The sequence below is a fragment of the Alcaligenes sp. 1735tsa3 genome (assembly GCF_024134565.1).
GTDB classification, from domain to species: Bacteria; Pseudomonadota; Gammaproteobacteria; order Burkholderiales; family Burkholderiaceae_B; genus Alcaligenes; species Alcaligenes phenolicus.
In genome coordinates this window covers 1,088,854-1,113,071 of sequence record NZ_CP099862.1, presented here as the reverse complement: position 1 = coordinate 1,113,071, position 24,218 = coordinate 1,088,854, and the positions used below count along the sequence as shown (strand labels likewise).

At 56.5% G+C, this 24,218-nt stretch carries 23 protein-coding genes and 2 tRNA genes; 16 read left to right on the top strand and 9 right to left on the bottom strand.

Annotated features, from left to right (window positions below; genetic code table 11):
- Positions 1-3: 3 nt before the first annotated feature.
- Together NIZ92_RS05075 and NIZ92_RS05070 are read right to left on the bottom strand one after the other, a co-directional pair.
- Complete coding sequence (locus NIZ92_RS05075; protein ID WP_254002799.1) at positions 4-1,605, bottom strand: acyl-CoA dehydrogenase family protein; 1,602 nt, start codon at positions 1,603-1,605, stop codon at positions 4-6.
- 41 nt (positions 1,606-1,646) lie between these two features.
- Entirely contained in the window at positions 1,647-2,651 is a 1,005-nt protein-coding gene (locus NIZ92_RS05070; RefSeq protein ID WP_083054029.1) for a magnesium and cobalt transport protein CorA, read from the bottom strand.
- A 92-nt stretch (positions 2,652-2,743) separates the two neighbouring features.
- Between NIZ92_RS05070 and NIZ92_RS05065 the strand changes: the two genes are divergently transcribed.
- The 7 genes from NIZ92_RS05065 (at position 2,744) to NIZ92_RS05035 (ending at position 7,423) form a co-directional block, all read left to right on the top strand.
- Positions 2,744-3,124: a DUF423 domain-containing protein gene (locus tag NIZ92_RS05065; protein ID WP_009457750.1), complete on the top strand. Its 381-nt coding sequence runs from the start codon at positions 2,744-2,746 to the stop codon at positions 3,122-3,124.
- Between the two features lie 57 nt (positions 3,125-3,181).
- Complete coding sequence (locus tag NIZ92_RS05060) at positions 3,182-4,219, top strand: adenosine deaminase (RefSeq protein WP_254002798.1); 1,038 nt, start codon at positions 3,182-3,184, stop codon at positions 4,217-4,219.
- Entirely contained in the window at positions 4,212-4,829 is a 618-nt protein-coding gene (locus NIZ92_RS05055; RefSeq protein ID WP_035270859.1) for a DNA-3-methyladenine glycosylase, read from the top strand. Before NIZ92_RS05060 ends, NIZ92_RS05055 begins: the two co-directional genes overlap by 8 nt.
- A 58-nt stretch (positions 4,830-4,887) precedes the next feature.
- Positions 4,888-5,202: an I78 family peptidase inhibitor gene (locus tag NIZ92_RS05050; RefSeq protein ID WP_022983535.1), complete on the top strand. Its 315-nt coding sequence runs from the start codon at positions 4,888-4,890 to the stop codon at positions 5,200-5,202.
- Positions 5,203-5,208: 6 nt separating this feature from the next.
- On the top strand, positions 5,209-5,616 hold the full coding sequence (locus tag NIZ92_RS05045) for a PaaI family thioesterase (protein ID WP_254002797.1): 408 nt from the start codon (positions 5,209-5,211) through the stop codon (positions 5,614-5,616).
- Positions 5,617-5,795: 179 nt separating this feature from the next.
- Entirely contained in the window at positions 5,796-6,395 is a 600-nt protein-coding gene (wrbA, locus tag NIZ92_RS05040) for an NAD(P)H:quinone oxidoreductase (protein WP_009457766.1), read from the top strand.
- Between the two features lie 14 nt (positions 6,396-6,409).
- A complete protein-coding gene (locus tag NIZ92_RS05035) occupies positions 6,410-7,423 on the top strand; it encodes a glutathione S-transferase family protein (protein ID WP_254002796.1) in 1,014 nt (337 codons plus the stop codon).
- Here the strand turns inward: NIZ92_RS05035 and NIZ92_RS05030 are convergent.
- Entirely contained in the window at positions 7,417-8,586 is a 1,170-nt protein-coding gene (locus NIZ92_RS05030; protein WP_009457768.1) for an alpha-hydroxy acid oxidase, read from the bottom strand. The genes NIZ92_RS05035 and NIZ92_RS05030 overlap by 7 nt on opposite strands.
- A 291-nt stretch (positions 8,587-8,877) precedes the next feature.
- On the opposite strand from NIZ92_RS05030, the gene NIZ92_RS05025 reads away from it, so the two are divergent.
- Positions 8,878-8,954 (top strand) — tRNA-Arg (locus NIZ92_RS05025).
- A 197-nt stretch (positions 8,955-9,151) separates the two neighbouring features.
- Here the strand turns inward: NIZ92_RS05025 and NIZ92_RS05020 are convergent.
- Both NIZ92_RS05020 and NIZ92_RS05015 read right to left on the bottom strand, forming a co-directional pair.
- Positions 9,152-9,625 carry a hypothetical protein gene (locus NIZ92_RS05020; protein ID WP_254002795.1) on the bottom strand — a complete coding sequence of 158 codons (474 nt, stop codon included), beginning with the start codon at positions 9,623-9,625 and terminating at the stop codon, positions 9,152-9,154.
- Positions 9,626-9,946: 321 nt separating this feature from the next.
- Positions 9,947-12,217: a TonB-dependent siderophore receptor gene (locus NIZ92_RS05015; RefSeq protein WP_254002794.1), complete on the bottom strand. Its 2,271-nt coding sequence runs from the start codon at positions 12,215-12,217 to the stop codon at positions 9,947-9,949.
- A gap of 116 nt (positions 12,218-12,333) precedes the next feature.
- Between NIZ92_RS05015 and NIZ92_RS05010 the strand changes: the two genes are divergently transcribed.
- The 4 genes from NIZ92_RS05010 (at position 12,334) to NIZ92_RS04995 (ending at position 15,456) form a co-directional block, all read left to right on the top strand.
- On the top strand, positions 12,334-13,089 hold the full coding sequence (locus NIZ92_RS05010) for a response regulator transcription factor (protein WP_035270868.1): 756 nt from the start codon (positions 12,334-12,336) through the stop codon (positions 13,087-13,089).
- 3 nt (positions 13,090-13,092) lie between these two features.
- Positions 13,093-14,538, top strand: coding sequence for a cell wall metabolism sensor histidine kinase WalK (locus tag NIZ92_RS05005; RefSeq protein ID WP_254002793.1), 1,446 nt, complete (start codon positions 13,093-13,095; stop codon positions 14,536-14,538).
- Between the two features lie 163 nt (positions 14,539-14,701).
- A tRNA-Arg gene (locus NIZ92_RS05000) sits at positions 14,702-14,778 on the top strand.
- A 342-nt stretch (positions 14,779-15,120) separates the two neighbouring features.
- The gene (locus tag NIZ92_RS04995; protein ID WP_035270874.1) at positions 15,121-15,456 is read left to right on the top strand and encodes a hypothetical protein; all 336 of its coding nucleotides are present in this window, start codon (positions 15,121-15,123) and stop codon (positions 15,454-15,456) included.
- 82 nt (positions 15,457-15,538) lie between these two features.
- Here NIZ92_RS04995 and NIZ92_RS04990 read toward each other — a convergent pair whose 3' ends face one another.
- The 3 genes from NIZ92_RS04990 to NIZ92_RS04980 are packed head-to-tail and all read right to left on the bottom strand — an operon-like array spanning position 15,539 to position 18,415.
- Positions 15,539-16,975, bottom strand: coding sequence for an NAD(P)(+) transhydrogenase (Re/Si-specific) subunit beta (locus tag NIZ92_RS04990; RefSeq protein ID WP_088450874.1), 1,437 nt, complete (start codon positions 16,973-16,975; stop codon positions 15,539-15,541).
- Positions 16,972-17,292: an NAD(P) transhydrogenase subunit alpha gene (locus tag NIZ92_RS04985; protein ID WP_009457776.1), complete on the bottom strand. Its 321-nt coding sequence runs from the start codon at positions 17,290-17,292 to the stop codon at positions 16,972-16,974. The genes NIZ92_RS04990 and NIZ92_RS04985 overlap by 4 nt, the downstream gene beginning before the upstream one ends.
- Before the next feature lie 4 nt (positions 17,293-17,296).
- Positions 17,297-18,415: an NAD(P) transhydrogenase subunit alpha gene (locus tag NIZ92_RS04980; RefSeq protein WP_026484257.1), complete on the bottom strand. Its 1,119-nt coding sequence runs from the start codon at positions 18,413-18,415 to the stop codon at positions 17,297-17,299.
- A gap of 657 nt (positions 18,416-19,072) precedes the next feature.
- Here NIZ92_RS04980 and NIZ92_RS04975 point away from each other — a divergent pair.
- The 3 genes from NIZ92_RS04975 to NIZ92_RS04965 are packed head-to-tail and all read left to right on the top strand — an operon-like array spanning position 19,073 to position 22,816.
- Positions 19,073-20,122 (top strand): ABC transporter ATP-binding protein, encoded by a 1,050-nt coding sequence (locus NIZ92_RS04975; protein WP_254002792.1) that lies wholly within the window; start codon positions 19,073-19,075, stop codon positions 20,120-20,122.
- 5 nt (positions 20,123-20,127) lie between these two features.
- On the top strand, positions 20,128-21,795 hold the full coding sequence (locus NIZ92_RS04970) for an iron ABC transporter permease (RefSeq protein WP_080748018.1): 1,668 nt from the start codon (positions 20,128-20,130) through the stop codon (positions 21,793-21,795).
- A gap of 16 nt (positions 21,796-21,811) precedes the next feature.
- The gene (locus NIZ92_RS04965; protein ID WP_035270879.1) at positions 21,812-22,816 is read left to right on the top strand and encodes an extracellular solute-binding protein; all 1,005 of its coding nucleotides are present in this window, start codon (positions 21,812-21,814) and stop codon (positions 22,814-22,816) included.
- Positions 22,817-23,058: 242 nt separating this feature from the next.
- Here the strand turns inward: NIZ92_RS04965 and NIZ92_RS04960 are convergent, their stop codons facing one another.
- Positions 23,059-23,652 carry a phenylacetic acid degradation protein PaaY gene (locus NIZ92_RS04960; protein ID WP_035271432.1) on the bottom strand — a complete coding sequence of 198 codons (594 nt, stop codon included), beginning with the start codon at positions 23,650-23,652 and terminating at the stop codon, positions 23,059-23,061.
- A 113-nt stretch (positions 23,653-23,765) separates the two neighbouring features.
- Here NIZ92_RS04960 and NIZ92_RS04955 point away from each other — a divergent pair, with 113 nt between their 5' ends.
- Positions 23,766-24,023: a hypothetical protein gene (locus NIZ92_RS04955; RefSeq protein ID WP_022983531.1), complete on the top strand. Its 258-nt coding sequence runs from the start codon at positions 23,766-23,768 to the stop codon at positions 24,021-24,023.
- The last annotated feature ends 195 nt before the right edge of the window (positions 24,024-24,218 follow it).

The window sequence follows — 24,218 nt, the reverse complement described above, 5'->3', positions numbered from 1 at the left end:
GCGTCAAGACGCCTGCAGGCGGGGCCAGATGCGATGCAAATACCAGGAAGCCTGCTCCACACCTTCCAGCCCGAATACGGTAGCCGGACCTTGTTGCAGACGATGGGTCGCGAACAGATCCGCGACGGCATCGGGAGCCACGTGGCGCATCAGGCAGGCTTGGTACAGAAGAGCCAGTTTCTGCGTCCAGACACGGCCTCCGGCCTGGGAAACCGTGCTCAACAAATCCTGTGCAACCTGACCCAGTTCCGCATCATCCCCGGTACGAGCACGCAAGTCTGCCTGCAAGTCCTCCAATACGCCTTCCTGACTCAAGGCGCGCTGCACATCCAGGCACATCACATTGCCTGAACCTTCCCAAATAGAATTGACAGGAGCTTCGCGCAGCAAGCGCGGCATGGGGCCATCCTCGATATAGCCGTTGCCGCCCCAGGTTTCCATGGCTTCGGCACACAGGGCGATGGCCCGACGGCATACCCAGAACTTGGCAGCCGGGGCCAGCACGCGTAGCACCGCCTGCGCCACAGGATCATCAGCCCGTTCCTGCAAGTCCACCAGGAACAGGGCCAGATGGGTGGCCGCTTCGCTTTCCAGGCTCATATCCAGCAATACCGCCTGCATCAAGGGCTGATCGATCAACTGTTTGCCAAAGCAGCGTCGATGCTGACAGTAATGCAGGGACTGCACCAAAGCCTGCCGCATCAGGGCGGCACTGCCCAGCACGCAATCAATACGGGTACGGGCCGCCATTCCGGCCAGCAAAGCAATACCGCGACCGGCTTGGCCCACGCGCCAGGCCAGTGCACCATCAAAATCAATTTCGGCACTGGCGTTAGAGCGGTTGCCCAATTTGTCTTTCAGCCTGCGTATATACCGGCGATTCAAGCCATATTCGGTATAGCGCGGCATCAGGAAACAAGAAAACTGCTCGTGCTCACGCGCCAGTACCAGATGCCCGTCCGCCTGCGGCACGGAGAAAAACCATTTGTGCCCGTAAAGACGAAACGCCTGAGCCTGAGGATGCGCTTCAGTGGTGCAGCCGCGCAGATCAGAGCCGCCCTGCATTTCCGTCATGCCCATGCCCAGCAGCACGCTGCTTTTTTCTGTCATCAACTGATCAGAAGAGTCGTACTGATTGATGTCCAGCTTGGCCGCCCATTCCTGAAACGGATCAGCCTGCAATAAGGGCGCAGCGGCGCGCGTCATGGTCAAGGGACACAAGGTGCCCGCCTCAATCTGACCATGCATGTAAAAGCCCATGGCTCGTTGCAGGTGCTGGCCAGGTTCGGACTGATGGGGCCAGATATGCAGGCCCTGCTCCATGCCCAGGCTCATCAATTGATGCCAGGCGGGATGAAAATCCACCTGATCAACTCGTTGCCCTTGGGCAGACCAGCCTCGCCATTGCGGCGGCTGGCGATTGGCCAAGGCACCTTGCTCGCGCCAATGGGCAGAGCCCAGTTTCTGGCCGTAGTCCGCCAGCGCTTGCCGGACCTTCTGGGAGGCCAGCTTGCTTTGCCAATGTTGTAAAGCCGGATCTTCGCCAAACAGATCGTCATTCATCAAATCCGGCACCTGATTCTGTAACTGCTGTTCCAGACCCATCTCGCCTCCTTGATTCCGGCCGTCTTGCCCCGTCTCTTAATCTAGAGCCATTTGGCCTTTTTGAATTTCCAGTACAAAAATCCGCACACGCTGCCCATCAGGCCCAAGGCCAGGGGGTAGCCCAGCGTCCATTCCAGCTCGGGCATGAATTTGAAGTTCATGCCGTAAATCCCCGCCACCGCGGTCGGCACGGCCAAAATGGCCGCCCAGGCCGCCAGCTTGCGGGTAGTGTCAGTCTGCTGCATCTGCCCTATCATCAAGCCACCTTCAAAGGCGAAGGCCAGGGCTTGCCGCAGGCTGTTAATAAATTCGGAAGTGCGGGCAATGCGGTCTGCCACTTCACCGAAATATGCCCGACTTTCCGCATCCACATACGCCAGCTCGATGCGCGACAAACGACGGCTTAGCTCCGCCAATGGCGTTACCGCGTTATACACGCGCAGCAAATCACGCCGTAAACGATAAATACGCCGTACATCGTTTTCCTTGAAGCCCCGAATCAGAAATTGCTGTTCAATGGCCTCTACCGCCTTTTCGGTTTGTTCCAGGCAAGTCTGATACTGGTCCACAATCAGATCCAGCAACTCCGAGGCGACAAAATCACTGCCCCGCTCCAGCAAGGCCGGTGTGCTTTCCAGACGGGCACGCAGCTCTAAATAGCTGCTGTTGGAACCACGCCGCACCGTCAGCAACAAGCCGTGGGCAATCAGAATCTGCGTAGTACCAAAAAGTGGGCGCAGATCTTTCAGGCCCAAGGTTACCGCCACCACAATCAGGCAATTGCTGAACTCCAGCAATTTGGGACGACGATGAGGGGCAATCAATTCTTCAACGGCATTGTCTGGCAGACCCAGTTGCGCCCCTACTTCGCGCAAGGTCGCCTCGCTGGGGTCTTTCAAACCAATCCAGATAAAGCCGTCCTTCAAGGGATCGTGTACAGGCAGGTGATGAATATCCAAAGCCTGTGCTGGCTGGCCAGACTGATAGCGATACGCGGCCACCACAACGTCTTGTGCATCAGGGGCGACCGGAGCTATTTCTTGCATGCTGTCTCCTTGCAGACAAAGCCAATTTTTTTGTTCGATAATAGCACTGGCCTCCCTCCGCGCTGCGACCGCAGCGACTTGCAAGGAACGACATGAAATCACGATCCATTCTGTGCCTGGGCACACTGATTATGGCCTTGGGCGTAGGCCTGGGCGCATTTGGTGCCCACGCCCTGCGCGCCATGGTTGACGCTTCGGCATTGGCAACCTGGCACACGGCCGTGCTGTATCAATTGCTGCATGGTCTGGGTTTGCTGCTGATTGCCGCGTTGGGCTCGCAATTGAATGCGACCTGGCAGTCGCGCAGCGCAATTCTGATGCTGGCTGGCGTACTGATTTTCAGCGGCAGCCTTTACATTCTGGTGCTTAGCGGCGTGAAATGGCTGGGCGCGATTACCCCTATTGGCGGAGTAGCCATGATTCTGGCCTGGCTCTTTCTGGCCATTGCCGCCCTGCGTGGCAAGGACGCCTGACCCCAGGCCTTTGCCTTCGTATAATGGGGCGCATATTCTGCCTACCAGGAGCGCCCCGTGTCTGATTCCGCCTTTTCCCTACGCGAATTTACCCGCCAACTGCCCAAGGCTGAACTGCACCTTCATATCGAAGGCACGCTGGAACCGGACTTGATCTTCAAGCTGGCCCAGCGCAATCACATTACGCTGCCCTATCCCGATCAGGCCAGCCTGCACGCCGCCTATCAGTTCACCGACTTGCAGTCCTTTCTGGACCTGTACTACGCCGGGGCGGGGGTTCTGATCACCGAGCAGGATTTCTTTGACATGACCTGGGCCTACTTTCTGCGCGCCCAGGCCGATGGCATTGTCCACACGGAAATCATGTTTGACCCGCAGACGCACACGGCACGCGGGATCGCCATGGAAACCGTGTTTGCGGGGATTGCCCGCGCCGCCCGCCAGGCCAGATCCGAGTTAGGGGTCAGCAGCTATCTGATCTTGAGCTTCCTGCGCCACCTGAGCGAAGCCGAGGCGTTTGACACCTTGGACGCCGCCTTGCCCTTGCGCAATCAGTATTCCGACCTGTGGATTGCCATTGGCCTGGACTCCTCGGAAAAGGGCAACCCGCCCGCCAAATTCGAGAAGGTTTATGCCCGTTGCCGAGAGCTGGGTTTCCGACTGGTCGCCCACGCGGGTGAGGAAGGCCCGGCCAGCTATGTACGCGATGCCCTTCAGCTTCTGAAAGTAGAACGCATCGACCATGGCGTGCGCAGCCAGGACGACCCGGCCCTGATGCAGTATTTGGCCGACCACGCCATTTCCTTGACAGTCTGTCCGCTGTCCAACATCAAGCTCAAGGTTTTTGATAGCCTGCACCAGCACAATCTGAAGCATTTGCTGGATCGCGGCCTGAATGTCTGCGTGAACTCGGACGACCCAGCCTATTTTGGCGGCTATCTGCTGGACAACTACCTGCAAACCGCCCAGGCCCTGAATCTGCGGGAGGCTGATTTACGCACTCTGGCAGCCAATAGCTTGCGCTCCTCCTTTTTACCCAAGGAGCAAAAGCAGGCCTGGTTGAACAAGCTGGAGCAGATTCCCGGAAATGACTGAATCCGCGCTGTACCTTCCACGTGCGTTCTTTGCCCGTGATCCGCGTTACGTTGCCCTGGAATTGCTGGGCAAAACCCTGGTTTTGAATGACGAGCGCGGGCAGCGCTGCGCCACCATTGTAGAAACCGAAGCCTATCTGGGTCCCCAGGATCAGGCCGCCCACAGCCGACGCGGTATCACCGAGCGCACGCGACTGATGTTCGGCCCGGCAGGCTACGCCTATGTGTATTTGATCTACGGCCTGCACCACTGCATGAATATCGTCAGCGGTGTTGAAGGCGATGGTACGGCGGTCTTGCTGCGGGCGGCGCAATGGACGTCGCCCGAGGATGGCCCGTCCCTGTCAGGCCCCGGACGATTGTGCAAAGGGCTGGGTATAGACAAAGCTTATAACGGTGCAGATGCCTGCGCCCCTGCCATGCATTGGCTGGACGCCCCCGCCCTGCCGCCGGAGCAAATTCTGATCAGCCCACGCATCGGCGTAGAGTACGCGGGCGCCTGGGCCAAGGCCCCCTTGCGCTACTCGATTGCCCAGCATCCCGAGGTGTCCGTCAAGCCGGGCAAAACCACCACAAAACGCAGTGTCAAAGGCCTTAAACGCCCCGCCTAGAACAGGTATTATTAATCCTTCAAGCTGAATGCTTCCCAGCTGCTTTTAAGGATTTCCCATGCGACTCTCCGTACTACTTAGCGTCCTTCCCGCCGTTTTGCTGGCTGCTTGCACGGCCACGGGCAATAGCGCGCAAACAAGCTCGACTTCTTCGTTCAGCGACTCTTCTGGTGGTCTGTGCAATGCGGACGCCTTGAATCCAGCCGGTCAAACCGCCAGCCAAAGCCAAGTTGAACGTCTGGTCAAACAGGCCGGTGCGGCAAAAGCCCGCGTCCTGGCTCCGGACCGCATGTACACCACGGACTACGACCCCACCCGTTTGAACATCCGCGTGGACGAACAAAACAAAATTACCTCTGTTTACTGCGGCTGATCCCTGATGACTCTTGAGCAAAGCCAACACTTGCTGGACACGCTATTTGCCCCTTGGGTGCAAGCCCTGAAATTGCGTGTAGAAAGCATGAATGAAGACGGCGTGGTTCTACGCCTGCCTTTTTCGGATCAATTGACGCAGGTGGCCGGTGTGGTCTGCGGTCAGGTGTATATGGCGGCAGCCGATACCGCCATGGTGCTGGCCGTCAGTCAAAGCCTGGGGGAGTTTCGCCCCATGACTACAGTTTCACTGAACACCAGCTTTGTACGCCCGGTTAGCCAGGGGGATGTGCTGGTACACGCCCAAGTGCTGAAACGTGGCAAAAGCATGGTCTTTGGCGACATCAAGCTGCTGGACGAGCAAGGTCGACTGGCCGCCCACGCCACCACCACCTACGCGCTCCTGCCGGGCTGATTCCGCCCAAAACCCCCGCCCGCTTTGCAAGACAGACTCTGACACAAAACAATCCGTCCAAGGGTTTGGCATAGCGGGCTTGGCACGACTATCATCGTCATAGCAGCTGCGCCCCGGCTTAGCCCTGTGGCCGCTGCCCCGTCCGATTCCTTGTTGATCGCTTTTCTGGAGAAGTTCAAATGGCAAAAGTCCTGGTTCTCTATTACTCCGCCTATGGCCACGTAGAAAAAATGGCCCAAGCGGTTGCCGAAGGTGCTCAAAGCGCTGGCGCAACGGTGGACATCAAGCGTGTCCCCGAACTGGTCCCGGAAGCCGTGGCCCAGAAAGCGAATTTCAAGCTGGATCAAGCCGCCCCGGTAGCCACTATTGGCGACCTGGAAAACTACGACGCCATCATTGTCGGCACCGGCACCCGTTTCGGGCGCATCAGCTCGCAAATGGCCAGTTTTCTGGATCAGGCCGGTGGCCTGTGGGCGCGCGGCGCACTCAATGGCAAGGTAGGCGGTGCCTTTACCTCTACCGCCACCCAACACGGTGGGCAGGAGCTGACGCTACTGTCCATTATTCATAACCTGATGCACTTTGGCATGATTGTGGTGGGCCTGCCTTACAGCTTTGCAGGCCAGACACTGCTGAACGAAGTCACTGGCGGCAGCCCCTACGGCGCATCCACCATTGCCGGTGGCGACGGTTCACGTCAGCCCAGCCAGAACGAGCTGGACGGCGCCCGCTACCAGGGCCGTCATATTGCTGAAATTGCAATCAAGCTGAAAGGCTAAAACGGAGTACACAGATGGGCATGATGATAGATGGACAATGGCATAGCAAAGAGCCTGTCAGCAGCACCCAGTCCGATACATTTCAACGTGCCCAGTCTGCCTTCCGGGACTGGATTACCGCCGACGGCGGCCCCGGCCCGGACGGCCAGGCAGCGCAGCCTGCCCAGGCCAATCGCTATCATCTGTATGTCTCGCTGGCCTGCCCCTGGGCGCATCGCACCTTGATCATGCGCGAATTAAAGGGGCTGCAAAAGCTGATTTCAGTGTCGGTGGTAAACCCCATCATGGGCGATCAGGGCTGGACCTTTGAACCGGCGGAGGGCGTGGTGCCGGACCCGGTCATGGATGCGCAGTTCCTGCATCAGCTCTATGCCAAGGCGGACCCGCAATTTACGGGGCGCATTACCGTGCCCGTACTGTGGGACAAGCAGCGCGGCACAATCATCAATAACGAGTCGGCCGAGATCATGCGTATTTTCAATAGCGCCTTTGATACTTTGGGCGCGCGCAGCCTGGATATGGCACCTGCCGAGCTGCTGGGCGAAATCGACCAGATCAATGCCCATGTGTATGACACCGTCAATAACGGGGTCTACAAAGCAGGTTTTGCCCGCTCACAAGCCGCCTACGACACAGCAGTTCATGCCCTGTTTAACAGCCTGGACGGGCTGGAGGCTCGCCTGAGCCAGCAGCGCTACCTGACTGGCACGCAACTGACCGAGGCCGACTGGCGCTTGTTCACTACCCTGATTCGCTTTGATCCGGTCTATGTTGGCCATTTCAAATGCAATCTGCGCCGTCTGATTGATTATCCGAATCTGTGGAACTACATGCTGGAGCTGTACCAAATGCCTGGCGTGGCCAGCACGGTCAGCCTGGATCACATCAAGACCCATTACTACAGCAGTCACCGCCATCTGAACCCGACGGGTATTGTGCCGGCTGGCCCTGTACTGGATCTGAACGGGCCCCACGGACGAGGTCATTTACCCGTCCAGCCAGGGCCCTTGCATATCGGTCTTCAGTAACCGGGACGATCGAAAATATCGGGATTGAGCAAGATGGAGCGGTCTACCTGATTGATATCGGTACGACCGCAAAACGCCATGGACACGTCCAGCTCATTCGCCATCAATTTCAGCAAACGGGCCACACCGGCCTGCCCCGCCGCACCCAAGGCATACAGGAAAGCACGGCCAATCATGGCACCTTGAGCGCCCAAGGCGCGGGCACGCAACACATCCTGACCGCTGCGAATACCACCATCGACCAGCACTTCGATCTTGTCACCTACCGCCTTGCTGATCGCAGGCAGGCAGGAAATTGAGGATGGCGCGCCATCCAGCTGACGGCCACCGTGATTGGACACGATCAAGGCATCGGCACCGCTATCCACGGCGTAACGAGCATCGTCGGCATCCATAATGCCTTTAACAATCAGCTTGCCGCCCCAGGCATTCTTGATCCACTCGATATCTTTCCAGTTCAGGCTCGGGTCGAACTGCTCGGCCGTCCAGGTAGACAAGGAGCGCAGATCCGACACCCCCTTGGCGTGGCCGACGATATTGCCAAAGCTACGACGGTGCGTGCGCAACATATTTCGGCACCAGTACGGCTTGGTCGCCAGATTCAGCAGATTAGGAATGGTCAGGCGCGGAGGTGTGGTCAGGCCATTTTTAATATCTTTGTGACGCTGCCCCAAAACCTGCAAGTCCAGGGTCAGGACCAGCGCCGAACAATTAGCCGCCTTGGCACGCGCAATCAGGTTTTCAATAAAGCTGCGATCACGCATCACATACAGCTGGAACCAGAACGGGGCACGGGTCGCCTGGGCAACGTCTTCCAGCGAGCACACGCTCATGGTGGACAGGGTGAAAGGAATACCAAAATCCCGTGCGGCCAAAGCCGCCAGCATTTCACCATCGGCGTGCTGCATGCCGGTCAGACCGGTAGGGGCAATAGCCACGGGCATGGCCACATCCTGACCCAGAAGCTTGGTCTTCAGACTGCGATGGTCAATGTCCACGGCCACGCGCTGTTTGAATTTCAGCTTGTGAAAATCCTGCTCGTTCGCATGATACGTGCCCTGCGTCCAGGAGCCGGAGTCGGCGTAGTCATAAAACATCTTGGGCACGCGGCGTTTGGCCGCCAAGCGGAAATCTTCAGTGCAGGTAATTTTCGACAGATCCATTACATTGGGCTCCAAAACAATGGCGTAATAATGCGACTTTGTGCCCTGTGGGGCAAGTCATCCGGGGCAGACTGTTCGAAGTTTCTGTCTGGCGCGCCTAAAGGACCACCAAGACGAGCCCCCAAGACCAAAAATAAAGAGATTCACTGTTGTCCCGCTGCACGCCTTGCCATCTCTGGCTTTAGGGCCTGCCCGCCGACCCCGAAAACCATAAAAAAAGGCGATTTCAGTAAAATTTGTTGATATTTTGGTGACAAGTAAAAATAGCCGTGCTATATTTCTACTTCTTTAGCGGCTGTAGCTCAGTTGGATAGAGTACTTGGCTACGAACCAAGGGGTCGTGGGTTCGAATCCTGCCAGCCGCGCCATATTCAGTAAAAAAGCCATTTCTTCGGAAATGGCTTTTTTGCTTTCTGCTCTCGGACAACAGGCAGGAAAAAGACCCACTACGCTGCCAGCCACCACCCCAACCCCACCCACAATAGCAATACGAGCAGGCTGGAACGAAGAAATAGAATGAGCAGTAGTGGCTTTTTATGTAGACAGGAATAACTCCTGCACGGCCTTATCGCCTTTCTGACAACTCAATACCCTCACCGTCCCCAAAGCCATCATGCACCCACACCGCCACGGGGACGGCATAGCTCCATCCACCCGCTTTCCACCAGCATTCTGCAAACCACGCTTTGGTGGTGTTAGCCGCGATGCTCAGTCCATCAAAGTCTTCATCCAGGAAATAGTCGTCGTGGAAGGTGTCCATCTTGTCCAAAGCCAGAGACAGTTCCAGGGCTCTACCGGGAAAGATGGAAGGGTCGCTGCTATCTACTTTATTATTTTCACCGCTGTAGTAAATCCATGCCGACGGGGTTTCCAGGCCATCTTCACCAAAAAAAATTTGCACCTGGGCATCCGCAACGCTATCTGGCACAGGCAAGGCGAACAAGGTACGTAACTCGGTAATGAGAGGCTTTGAAGCTCGTTCCAGACACCGCCTGTAACGCAGCTGAAACTGTGCCGGACTTAAGCCGAATGGGACCATACCTGTAACTCCTGGGGCTTTGAAACTGCAACTAATTGACTTGGGGCTGCGTCATCATCACGCTTGATGTTGACGCAGCCGCCACGAAGAATAATAGTTCCTCTCCCCAGTCAGCAAGCCACTCTTGCATTGGCAAGACTCTGAATGCCACTGCTCACTCCTGATCTCGGCTATAGCTCAAATCACTCAGGTACCTGGAGACGAATCGGAGACCTGGGGTCACGTCCTGCCAGATGGACTATCCCTACAAACAAATAACAGACGTGCAAAAGCGGCGCTACCTGATAGCGCCGCTTTTTTTACAACCCAAAGCAGACGCGCTTAGAAGCGGGCTTGCACATTCACCATAAAGTTACGTGGCTCGCCATAAATCAGGCCGTTATAGAAACCGAACTCTCGATAGTATTCCTTATCGAACAGATTATTGACGCGTGCCGTCACGCTCAGATTATTGTTCACGTCATAACGCGCCATCACGTGGGCCAGCATGTAGCCGGACTGACGAATCGGGCTGTTATCAAAGCCGCCGCCCGCCAAGGGACGACCGGGCATAGGCGTGGACGTCGTGGAGCTGTCGTAGCTGATACTGGTCCCCAACGTCAGCTTGTCGGCCAGCACGTTCGGACGATACGTGGTGCTAACACGGAAGCTGTGACGCGGGTCCTGACGTGGACTGCTATTGGGACTGGAATCCACCACATTCATATAGGTGTAGCCAGCATACACATTCCAGCGATTGGTCAGTGCCCCCGCCAGTTGCAAGTCCAGGCCAGTAGATTTGATACCCGTAGCATTGGCCACATACGCCTGATCGCCGGTATCCAGTACGGTACGATCATCATCCGCCTTGGCGACGTTGGTCTGCTTGGCATGGAACACCGCTACGGTGCTGGACAAGCGATCATCCAGCCAGGAGCTCTTGATGCCCGCCTCGTAGCTGGCCCCCGTAATTGGCTTGATGATATTGCCTGCCACATCGCGCTGGCTTTGCGGTTTGAACACGTCGGTATAGCTGGTGTAGAGCGTGTGATTCGGCGTGACATCAAAGGTCAGGCCTAGATAGGGTGTCCATACCTTCTTGTCCAGCTCGGAGCGACGTGCGCTTTTGACATTGTCCTTGTCGTAATCGTAGGCATAGGTTTTGTAGTAGCTGTAGCGCGAACCCAGAATGACTTTCAGATTGTCAGCCAGCTCCAGACGGGTGGCGATGTACGGGCCGTAATTGGTCGTCCGTGTCACACCACGCGCATCGGTACGGAAGGTTTGCGGCGCACCGTACTCATTACCATTCCAGGTCTGCCAGTTGGCCGGCAGATCCAGACGGTACTGACATCCACGAGCAGGCACATGACCATCAATATGGCAGTTCCCCAAGGCCCCACTGAACTGATAGGAAGTCTCCTCTGAGCGCTGGCCGTTAAAACCCAGAATCAACTCATGCTCGCGACCCAATAGTTGGAATGGCCCGGTGACATTCAAGGAAAAGGCATGCTGCGTGCCCTCGCTCTCCGAATGCAGGCTGTTCAAATACGCCAGGCCCGTTTCTCTATCAAACAGGCCCCATTTGGAACCGGCGCTATTGGCTTTCAACACCCCAAAGCTGTTGATGCTTTCCAGGTCGCTATAGCTGTAGTTGGCGTCGGCATGCCAGCCACCGCCCAGGTTCTGCTCCAGGTTTGCAAACCAGGTGTGATTCTTGCGCTGGGTATAGCTCCAGTCCGCAACCGGGTGATAGCTGCGATCAAAATCCGTACGAGTGCCGTCCGAGAACCAGATAGGCACGTTCGTGCCCCAGGATGTGCCCTTGTGCTTTTTATAGGTGTACTCGTAACCCGCCGTCACGCTGGTGTCGGGCGAGAAGTCGTAAGTCACGGTAGCCAGCAGGCCAAAGCTCCTGGGGTTCTCATTGTCGCGGAAGGTATGGCTGTCATCCCCGCTAAGCACCAGACGCGCCCGCAAATCCCCATCTTTGCTCAGGGGAGTATTGATATCCCCCATCAGGCGTCGTTTGCGCCAGCTACCCAGCTCGACATTGCCTTGCAAGCCAAATTCCCGGTACGCCTTTTTACGGGACAGGGAAATACTGGCCGACGGATCACCCGTACCGCCCAGCAAGCCGTTGGCCCCGCGCAAGACGCTGACGTCTTCGTACAGGTCCATATTCACCGCTCCGCCTATGCCGGAAAAACCGGACTCGCCATTGAACTCCAGGCCATCAATCTTGTAGTTATTGATGTTGAAGCCACGCGCCCGGTAGGTTGTACGCGAACCAATATCCACCTCATTGACACTGATACCCGACACCGAGGTCAAGGCATCGTCCAGCGACTGAATGTTTTGATCCTCCATTTGCTGGCGCGTAATGTTGGTGATGGCCTGCGGCGTATCTTTTTCTTCCATGCGCAGCCCGGTCGAGCTTTTGCTGTAAATCTTTTGGTAGCTGTCTTCGGGCTCTGCCTGCTCGTGCCCCTTGACCGTAATGGGCTTGAGCATGGCGGGCGCATCTTGTGCCCAGGCTGCCTGCCCACTCAGGGCAAGTAGAATCAAGGCCGCAAGAGGCTTGAGTGGTGGACGGGATGAAGGGAACGGCAAAACATGACTCCTGTTTAATAATGAGAACAATTCTTGTTCGCCGTAAGATTAGCGTGTATGGTTTCAGGCGATGTTTCGCCTTATGTTCCCGCCCAATCGCAATGTAATGGTATGTAATGACAGGTTTTTCCAGCCCCCAACGCCGTGTATTAATCATTGAAGATGATGTAGAACTTGCCGAGCTGACCGCCCAGGAATTGAGCTTTGGCGGATTCACCACGTACATCGCCGAAAGCGGTGCTCAAGCGTTTGAACTGCTCAAGCGCCACCCGATTTCTCTGGTCTTGCTGGACCTGATGCTGCCCGGCGAGGATGGCCTGGAACTGTGCAAACAATTGCGCGGCATCGACGATCCTCCAGCCATCATCATGGTGACAGCCCGTAATGAACTGGCCGACAAGGTGGCGGGTCTGGAGCTGGGCGCGGATGATTACGTGGTCAAACCCTTTGAATCCCGAGAACTATTGGCACGCTGCAAGGCGGTGATTCGGCGCCATGCAGCTCCACAGGCCCAGGCAGAAACCGCCATCGCGGATGCTCCGCCCTCGCGCTATCACTTTCTGGGCTGGCAGCTGGACCTGAATGCACGCCAGTTATATTCGCCCCAAGGCGTCACCATCTCCCTGCCCAATTCAGACTTCCATGTGCTGCTGTCCTTGCTGGAAGCCCCCAATAAAGTACTGTCACGCGCCCTGCTGCTGCGCCGCGCCTTTGGCCGCAATCTGAACTACGAAGACAGGGCTATTGATGTGTGCATCAGCCGTATCCGCCATTACATAGAAAAGGATCGTTCCAAGCCGGAGATCGTGCGCACCGTCCGCAACGAGGGCTACATCCTGTACATAGACCCGCAATCCCTGCACGCTGAATAAAGCATGGCTGTTTCACCCTCAAGCACGTGGCCGGAGAAACTGCGCCGCACCTTCTGTTTTTTCTATCCTGAACGATTACGCAGCAAGATCACTCTGGTCGTAGTCGTGGGGCTGCTGGTGGCCCAGATTCTGACCGGCACCATGTGGTCGCAAATGCGCCGGCAGGTCTTGATAGAAACCCCGGCCCGTATTGCTGCCGTGCGTTTTTCAGACTGGTATCTATATGCCGAGTCCCAGCTAGCCCATGGCGCGGACATTGACTCCAGCCTTCTGTCAGGCGTATCCGCCACACCCGTCAGCGCAGATCTGCCACTGGATTACCAGTCCAATATGGGGGAGGACTTTGGGCTGTTCTTTGAAAAAGTCATTCAAGAGCGCACCGGAGCCTGCAAGAAGTTTCATCTGCTGTCGGTGAACAAGGCCAGACCTACAGACAAGGAGGCGGGCATTCCTTTGCTGGACGCCTTTTCGCGCGAACTGAATCTGGTGGATGTGTCTTTCTCCGCCGTATTCAAGCTGTCCAATGGCCAGCACTGGCGACTGCATGTGGTGGAAAACCAGGGCTGGAGTTCCATCGGCAATCTGAAATTCACCTACGACTATTTCCTGCGCATCTATTTCTTCCGCCTGATTCTGGTGGTCATCGCCCTGACCCTGTGCCTGAACTTCATTTTTCGGCCACTGAAAAAGCTGGAAAAAAGCGTGCTGGAAATGGATGTAAACCGTAATCAGGAAAAGATACAGCTGGGTGGCTCCAAAGAGTTCAAGCGGCTGGGCGTGGCCTTTAACAATATGGTGGAGCGTGTACAAAAGCATATTGAAGAGCGTGCCTATTTCTTCTCGGCCGTATCCCATGATTTGCGCACACCCATCACACGCCTGAAGCTGCGCGTACAGAAAGTGCAGGACGAGACCTTGCGCCTGAGCCTGAAGCGGGATGTGGAACAGCTCAATGAACTGGTCAACTCCACGCTGGAACTGATGAGCTTTCAGACCTCTGACGAAGCCTTTGCCGAAGTCGATGTTGCCGCCCTGCTGACGGCAGTCAGCGTGAATCGTCAGGACCTGGGAGAAAGCATCGCGCTGGCAGAATTGGAACCGGCCATTCTGAACATACAGATTCAGCGCTTTCGCCGTTGCCTTGAAAACCTGATCTCCAATGGCTTGCGCTACGGGCAGCACGTATACATCTCCGCACATAAAGCAGCGACGGAATACATCATTACCGTGGCCGACGAGGGCCCCGGCATTCCTCTGGACGAGCAAGCCAAGGTCCTGCGCCCTTACTACCGCCTGGAGACCTCCCGCAATCGCTCCACCGGGGGCTATGGTTTGGGCTTGAGTATTTGCGATGAAGCCCTGCGCGCCCATGGTGGACGGCTGGAGTTTGGACACCAGGAACAGCGTTTTTGTGTACGCATCCATTTGCCCTTGCAGCCAGCAGGATAAAGACATTACAAAGTGCCGGGTTAAATCTGTGCCACAAGGGGCTCCGGCCCCTCTCCAAGCCTGATTTTTAGTGCTTTCCCAAACTATTTTGCATTTATTTCTAGAAAAATGCTTTTTAGGCTTGTCATTCAGATAAATAGTCTGCTATAGTTTCACTTCTTTAGCGGCTGTAGCTCAGTTGGATAGAGTACTTGGCTACGAACCAAGGGGTCGTGAGTTCGAATCTTGCCAGCCGCGCCATATTCAAGTTGGTTTCTTCACGGAAATCAGCGACCAGAGTTAGAACTCGTGGGGTCAAACCCAATGGATGAGACTCTGAAAAGATCAGCCCTGATGACATCGTCATCAGGGCTTTTTCTTTGCCTGCTGCTTTTACCCTGCATACCGCCGCTTGCCTGCAAACAGATCAAAACTCCACGACTGCAGACCGGGCACAATGTCTGTTGCACTTTCCCGCCCCTACGGCCTCAACCGTAAAGGGACAAGCGGTGTAAAGTAGCGACTTCCGCCCAGACAGAGCCTGCCTGCTCTTGTTAGACCACAGCGTCTGCGCGGACCTCTTCTTAATCGACAGGATTGACCATGTTTGAGCGCACAAAACTTCTTTTGCCTTTAGCGGCCCTCCTTCTGGCCAGCGCCAATAGCTACGCCCAGGATAGCGGCCCTGCCATTCAGCTGGCGCAAATGGGCGGAGCCATGCACGCTGCCGCCGAAGTTTGCGGTGACTACAGCCAGACCCAGCTTGATGAGATGAAAAAACAGCAGAAGTCTTCCATTCAAAGCATGGGCCTGAACGACGAGGACTTTGATAAAGCCTTTGAGCAAGGCCTGGACCGTGGCCGTCAGGATCTGCAAAAAGCCACTGCCGAGCAGCGCAAGCAGATGTGCGAGCAATTGCGCTCCGGCCCCAAGTTCTAAATTCGTTCTACCCAACAAGAAAGCGCTCTGGCCCGCAAGGAACCAGAGCGCTTTTTACTGCCAGCGCAAAGACCGAATCGTCTTACAGCGCTTTGACCATATCTTCGATGGTCTTTTTGGCATCGCCAAACACCATCATGGTCTTGTCCATATAGAACAGCTCGTTATCCAGACCAGCATAACCAGCAGCCATGGAGCGCTTGTTCACGATCACGGTTCGGGCTTTGTAGGCCTCCAGAATCGGCATGCCCGCAATCGGCGAAGCCGGATCGTTCTTGGCAGCCGGGTTGACCACGTCGTTGGCCCCCAGCACCAGCACCACATCGGTCTGAGCAAACTCGCTATTGATGTCGTCCATTTCAAAGACCTGCTCGTAAGGCATTTCGGCCTCGGCCAGCAAGACGTTCATATGGCCAGGCATACGACCAGCGACCGGGTGAATGGCGTAGCGCACATTCACACCCTGGCTGGTCAGCTTGTCCGACAGCTCTTTCAAGGCGTGTTGAGCACGGGCCACGGCCAAACCATAACCAGGCACAATCACCACGGACTCGGCATTGCTCATCATGAACGCGGCATCTTCAGCACTGCCGGATTTCACCGAACGATTGCCCTGATCTGCACCACCCGCAGCCGCTTCCGGATTGGCACCAAAACCGCCCAGAATCACGTTGAAGAAAGCGCGATTCATGGCCTTGCACATGATGTAAGACAGAATCGCACCGGAGGAACCCACCAGCGAACCGGCAATGATCAGCATGGAGTTGTTCAGGGAAAAACCAATCCCTGCTGCCGCCCAGCCCGAATAGCTGTTCAGCATGGACACCACCACGGGCATGTCTGCGCCGCCAATCGGGATGATCAGCATCACGCCCAACAGGAAGGACAAGGCCAACAGCACGCCAAAGGCCCACCATGCTTGCGTCATCACAAAAACCACGCCGCAAGCCAGGGCCAGCAGACCCAGCAGCAGGTTCAGCATGTGCTGACCTTTGAAGGTGACGGGGGCACCCTGGAACAGTCGGAACTTGTACTTGCCCGACAGCTTGCCAAACGCGATCACCGAACCAGAGAAGGTAATGGCACCGACCAGCGCACCCAAAGCCAGCTCCACACGGTTACCCATGGGCAGAGCCACCTCGGCCGAGCCAATGCCGAAGGCCACGGGTTCCAGCACCACGGCAATCGCAATGGCCACCGCCGCCAGACCAATCATGCTGTGCATGAAGGCCACCAGTTCCGGCATCTTGGTCATCTCGACACGGCGTGCCATGACGGTACCCAGCACGCCACCAATCACCAGACCAATCAGAACCCGCAGCAGGCCAGAGAGCTCTTTGCCTTCAGGAGCGAGGCTATAAATCAGCACGGCTGTGGTCGCAATGGCCAAGGCCATCCCCACCATGCCGAACAGATTGCCGCGACGCGAACTGGCTGGATGCGACAAGCCTTTCAGGGCCTGAATGAAACACACCGAGGCCAGCAAATAGCACAAGGTAACGGTATTCATGGAAATCATGACTGCCCTTCCTTGGGCGTATTTTTAGCGCCCTTCTTTTTGAACATTTCCAACATGCGGCGGGTTACCAGGAAACCACCAAACACGTTTACCGAGGCCAGCGCGGTGGCAATAATGCCCATCGCCTGCGCCCAAGGGCTTTCGGTCAGGGCCGCTGCCAGCATCCCACCCACAATAATGATGGCCGAAATCGCGTTGGTCACCGCCATCAAGGGCGTGTGCAAAGCGGGCGTTACTGTCCAGACCACGTGGTAACCCACGTAAATGGCCAGCACAAAGATGATCAGGTTAATGACCAGGGGAGAAATAATATCCATGGCGTCAGGCTCCCTGCTGTGGAAAGAGTCGTTTGCCACCCTGTACAACACGGCTGGCATTCACAATGTCGTCGTCCGCAGGGATATGCAGCTCGTCAGACTGATCCTTGAGCATCAAGCCCAGGAACTGTTGAATATTGCGTGCATACAAGGCAGACGCATCCGCAGCCACACGGGCCGGGAAGTTGGTCTCGCCCACCAGGGTCACGCCATATTTCTCCACAATCTGGTCGGCTTCGGTCAGGGCGCAGTTGCCGCCACGGGCCGCAGCCAGGTCAACAATGACCGAACCTGCCCGCATGGACTGCACCACTTCCTCGGCAATCAGACGCGGGGCGGGCCGCCCCGGAATCAAGGCCGTAGTAATGATGACGTCGGCCTGGGCGCAACGCGCCGCCACCACCGCCGCCTGCCGTTGCAACCAGGAAGCGGGCATGGGACGGGCATAACCGCCTACCCCTTGTGCCGCTTCGCGCTCTTCATCGGTCTCGTAGGGCACATCAATAAACTTGCCGCCCAGGGACTCGATCTGCTCACGCGCGGCAGGACGCACATCAGAGGCTTCTACCACCGCCCCCAGACGACGTGCCGTGGCAATCGCCTGCAAACCGGCCACACCCGCGCCCAGCACCACGACACGGGCCGCTTTGACGGTACCCGCCGCGGTCATCATCATGGGAAAGAATCGGGGATATAAGGTGGCTGCTTTCAGCACAGCGGCATAACCCGCGATATTGGCCTGCGAGGACAGAACGTCCATGCTTTGCGCCCGCGTGGTACGCGGGATCAGCTCCAGGGCGAACGCCTGGCAGCCCGAAGAAGCCAGCCTGTCCAGACCCTGACTTTCGTAAGGGTCCAGCATACCGACGACCACATGCTCGGCACGCAAACGCGCCGAATCCACATCAGCCGGGCCCACTACCAGCAGCACGGTGGCTTGATAGGGATCTCCTATCGTTGCCCCTGCTGCCTCGTAATCGGCATCCGAGCTGGCAATCCCCTGTCCGGCACCCGCCTCGATAATCACATCATGGCCCGCCTTGCGGTAAGCCTTGATGGTATCGGGCGTGGCCGCTACCCTCTTTTCCCCGGTCCCCCGGGGGCTTAGTACACCCAGTCGCATCTTCAATCTCCAGTTAATTAACTAACTTCTACGATCTCTGACGACGTGCAGTACCCGGATGGGTGAGTCTGTCACCACGTGGACACGACCCAACAACCTCTCCGGCCCGGTGTGTGTTTGCCCTCAACACCGGAACACCATCTATAAATTCGGATGTGCAAAAAACAGGCCTGGTGCAGACCGGCCTGAACAGGATAGAAACCTACCCTTTAGTGTCCCTCTCCCACTCCTGCCCCTTGCAGGAAACTGTCATTCTTTTTGAACTCACTATAAGGGCCTTTATTTGACACAAGAAACCCCGACCCGCACTAGACCGCTTTAGACGAAAAAGCAAGACACATTACTACCACCTGATTATCGCAATATGATGCCTGTTCGACGGGATTTTTTTTGCTTGCCCACTGGGTAACACTGAGTAGATCAGCCTTTGCTACGGACTTAGACACCTGATAATTAAAACTACAAGCATTGGCCTGCTGCTAAGATAGCAACTTCCTATAAAACTTGTCACTAACTTGTAATTAATGTTCGTGTTCACGCCCCGGTGATGTTTGCGTCGCTACTGGCCGCTGAACCACTTCTTTTCAAAGCCTAGGCAACCGCCCCCCTTGATGCGCGGTTTACCTGCACTACTCAGTCCCAGGCTGATCTATCCCCATGGCAGACATCTACATCGATCACGTAGTGAAACGCTACGGCAGCAATACCATCATCAATGAACTGAGCCTGCAAATCCGGCATGGCGAGTTCTTCACTTTATTAGGGCCCAGCGGCTGCGGCAAAACAACCTTGCTGCGCATGATTGCCGGTTTCATCATCCCCGATGAAGGCCGTCTGTTTCTGGACAAGGAAGACATTACCTACCTGCCCGCGCACAAGCGCGAGACCGGCATGGTGTTCCAGGACTATGCATTGTTCCCCGATAAAACCGTGTTTGACAATGTGGCTTACGGCTTGCGGGTACGCAAAGTCAGCAGCAGCGAGATCAAGAAAAAAGTCGCCTACATTCTGGAGCGTGTGGAACTGGGGGGCATGGGCGAGCGTTACCCGGCTGAGCTGTCCGGAGGCCAACGCCAGCGTGTAGCCCTGGCCCGCGCCCTGGTGATCGAACCCCGTGTTCTGCTGATGGATGAACCTTTGTCCAACCTGGATGCCAAGCTGCGTATTCAAATGCGCCAGGTCATCCGCGAATTGCAGCAGGAATCCAATATCACGGCTATTTTCGTGACGCATGATCAGGAAGAAGCCCTGTCCATGTCGGACCGTATTGCCTTGCTGCGTCAGGGCCGTATCGACCAGCTCGATACCCCCGAAGCCATGTACTCCACACCACGCACTGCCTATGCTGCCGACTTTATTGGTGCGGCCAACCTGATCGACACCCTGGGCGTGCATGTGGAAGCTGATCACACCACCGTCAGCATTGCCGGTGGACACATCATGGTGAACAACCCGCCGCCTGCCGGCCAGGTACTGCTGGCAGTGCGCCCTGAAAACATCACTTTGCATACCGAAGCCCAGGCTAGCAGCATTCCGGCCCAGATTGTGGCTCGCCAATATCTGGGAACCAAAACGGCCTACAGCCTGAAACTGAGCGATGGTAAGCAAATTATTGCCGACGTTGCCGCTGCCCAGGACCCGCATCTGTCTGCAGGTGCTTCGGTGAACCTGAGCTTTAGCCCTGAATGTCGTCTGGTCGAGGCGTAAGACCCATGGCTATTGCTGCAAGACCCCTGGCCCTTCGTTCTCCCTGGTTCCTGCCCGCCCTGGTCTGTCTGGTGGTGCTGGTGTTCTGGGTTGTCTGGCCACTCGCCTCCCTGTTCTATCAAAGCGTGATCGACCCGGCAACGGGCATGCCCAGCCTGCACGGCTTTGAAACCTTCTTTAGCGACCCACGCTATGTTGAGGCCTTCTTCAACACCATCAAGCTGGGGCTTATCTCCACGATAGGGACGCTGCTGCTGGGTGCGCCGCTGGCCTATGTGGTGGCTCGCTACGACTTCCCCGGCAAGGCTATTGTGGCCATCCTGCCCCTGACCACCATTGTGCTGCCGGACATCATCGTCTCGCAGGCCTGGCTGATGCTGCTGGGCAATAACGGTGTGGTGCGTCTGGCCCTGGAAAGCATTGGTATTGACCTGCCCAGTTTCTACGGCTGGTTTGGCATGTCCTATGTGCTGATCCTGAACGATTACACCTATGTGTATATCGGCATGCTGGCTGCGCTCAAGGCCATTGACGGCACGCTGGAAGAAGCCGCCGTGAACCTGGGTGCCAGCAATTTCAAGCGCGCGCTCAGCGTCACCTTCCCGGTGCTGATGCCTGCCCTGCTGGTCAATGCCATGATTGTGTTCACGCTGGCCGTGGACAACTTCTCCATCCCCATGATTCTGGGCGGTCAGGTCGATGTGCTGTCCTCGCTGACCTACACCACCTTCCTGTCCGAGATGAGCGGTAACCCCACCATGCAAGGTGTGCTGGCCGTGGTGTCCGTGATTCTGGTCGGTGCGGTGCTATTCATTCAGAAACGGGTACTGGAGCGCAAGACCTTCCAGATGCAGCAAGGCCGCGCCCCACGTCCGGTTCGTGCTCAAGGGCTGGCCGGCATCTTGCTGACCGTTGGTGCGGTGCTGTTTGTGACCTTCTCGCTGATTCCGGCCTTTATCGTGCTGATTGGTGCCTTCACCAAAGCCAGCGGCCCGGTCATGCAATACGGAACCTTCACGCTGGACAATATGGAGCGTGCCCTGCGCTACGCTCCCGAGCCCATCTTGAACTCACTGATGCTGGCCAGTGTCGCCACTATTGCAGGCACCTGCTTTGCCACGATCTGCAGTTACCTGATCGTGAAAAAGCGCCTGTTCGTGGTCACCGCGCTGGACTATATGGTGATGCTGCCTTTGGCCATTTCCGGCACCGTGCTGGGTATTGCCCTGATCCAGACCTACAACAGCGGCATGCTGGTACTGACTGGCACCTGGGTCATCATGGCCGGCGCGTACTTTGTGCGTAAAGTCCCCTTCTCCATTCGCTCGGCCTCGGCCTCGCTCTACAACATTCCCGACTCTATCGAAGAGGCCTCCATCAATCTGGGTGTCAGCCCCTTCCAGAGTTTCTTCAAAGTGGTTCTGCCCTTGATGAAGCCCGCCATTCTGGGTGCGGCCATCCTGATGTGGGTCACTTCGCTGGCTGAAATTTCCGCCACTATCGTGCTGTATTACGGTGGTATGGAGACCATGCCCATCCAGATGTTCCGTCAGATCGACGCCGGCTTCCTGGCCCGCGCTTCGGCCTATGGGGTGATCTTGATGGTCGTGATTCTGGTGCCGATTTATCTGGCTATCCGTTTTCTCAAGCTGGATCTGTTTTCCAGCCGCTAATCTAAAAAGGCTCACTATGCTGACTACACGTTTTCTGAAAACTGGTCTGGCACTCTCCCTCAGTGTCGGCGCCCTGTCCCTGTCCGGTGCCGCCATGGCCGCCAATGCCGTGATGTACACGCCCAATAATGTGCAAACCATTGATACGGCGCTGGAAATTGCTCGCAAGACCGCGCCTGACCTGTCCATTCAACAAGTGACCTCGGGCGCTGGTGCCTTGATGAAGCGTATCGAAGCCGAAGCACAGAACCCGCTGGGTGACGTGGTCTGGGGCACTGGCTACGGCACCATGGCGGCTTTCCAGCAGAACTTTGAAGCCTACGAATCGCCCGAGAACAAGGCCATTCCTGAAGCCTTCCACGGCAAGGACAGCCTGTGGACCAGCTCCAACGCCCACGTCATGGTCATCATGGCCAACGAGCGCCAACTGAAAGGCCAGGCCGCTCCCAAAACCTGGTCCGATCTGTTCGATCCTCAGTGGAAAGGCAAGGTCATTATTGGTGACCCCGCATCATCGGGCAGTGCCTACGACCAGGTTTATGGCATCTACCAACTGTACGGTGCAGAAGGCCTGCAAAAGCTGGCAGCCAACGTGATCGTGTCCAAGAGCTCGGGCCAGGTCTACAAAAGCGTGGCTAACGGCGAGTACCCCTTGGGCGTGACCATGGAATACGCGGCCTACGCCTACGTGGCCGGTGGTCAGAAAGGCATTGAGCTGATCTACCCTGAAGACGGTACCTTCATTGCTCCTGAAGGCGTGGCCGTGATCAAGAACCCCAAGAACGGCCAGGAAGCGGCTCGCAAACTGGTCGACGTTCTGCTCTCCAAAGAAGTACAGGAAGCTGAACTGGTGGAGAACTTCCGCCGTCCTACTCGCAGCGACATCAATGTGGCCGAGCTGACCAAGTTGCCTAACCTGGATCAGATCAAAGTGGCCAACATCGATCCTTTGAAGGCTGCTGCCGAGTACGAAACGGTCATCGAAGCCTGGAAACAGGCTTTGGCTGCAGCTGGCAAATAAGCCGGAGAAATTCAGAGCGCAACAGCAATGCGTGGTGGGCCTGCCCCACCCGCCTGCTGGTCCGCACTGAATGGACAAACCCCTTGATGCTGGATTCTCATCCGGCTCTCAAGGGGTTTTTTATTGCCTGGAATACGTGAGCAGAAACGGCTGCTGGGTGACGTATCCCCAGCACTTTCAGACCGGCTCCGAAACTGCGTTGCGCTTGGCAAGCAACAAGCCTGGAGAAAGACAGAGCTGCCTTATTTATCCACTGGATAAATCTGATCTTCACGCAGGCGTGGGCGATCGGCTTCCACTTCGGTCAAAGGCTCCACACGCTGCATGGTTGCCAGTGAACGCTGGGCCAGACGCTGGTACATACGTGTGCCGAAAAACTTGCCATCAATGGCTTTCTGATCCAGTTCTTTGACCACCGTCGCGGGAGAACCGGCCACCAGACTGCGGGGCGGCACTTGCATCCCTTTCTTCACAAAGGCCATGGCGCCAATAATGCTGTCTGCACCAATATCCGCCGCGTCCATGACGACCGCATTCATGCCCACCAGCACATTGCGACCAATGACGCAGCCATGCAGCACGGCACCGTGCCCGACGTGGCCATCCTCATGCACCACCGTGTCCTGATAAGGCGTGCCATGAATAACACAGGTGTCCTGAATATTGGAGCCGGCCTTCATGATGATGCGCCCGAAGTCCCCGCGCAAACTGGCCAAAGGACCGATATACACGCCCTCGCCAATAATGACGTCACCAATCAGTACAGCGGTAGGATGAACATAGGCCGTGGGGTGAACCACTGGCACCAGCCCATCAATAGAATAAATATTTTGCATACCTGCCTCGTACAAAAAGCCTGCACCCACAGCCGGCCCAAGGTCCGGCCAAAAATACGATCATAGCTGCTGCAGACCGATATAATGCGCCGTACTCTTTCTTTTTGCATCCTATGAGCATGTTGTATTACTGGCTGGCCTTTTCCCTAGGCATGGTGTTTTACGCCGCCTACTTGTCGCAGTCCTTTTTGCTGTCGCAAGGCATTATCTATATGAAGGAAAAAGATCAATCGCCGCCCCTGCTCTGGCTGTTCACCCGCCTGATCGGCTTTATCCTGCGTGCCATTCCCGGCCTGCTGATGCGCCCTATCCCCCTGATTTTGTGGGTCGTGGGCCTGGGGCTGACGGTGCAATACAGTTTCGCGCTTTAAGCCAGACGGGCCGCACTTTTCTCGTTCACTGCACGGACATCCGGGTCAGGATTGGGGGCTTCCTGCCCCCACGTCTGCGACTCCCAGTCAAGCCTTCTGCGCCTGTCAGTCAATTCAGCACTGTCCTCCCCTCCTAAACTGACACAAAACAGGATGGCCGGGCTCTGTAAGCAGCACGGCCTGGCGATCAAGATC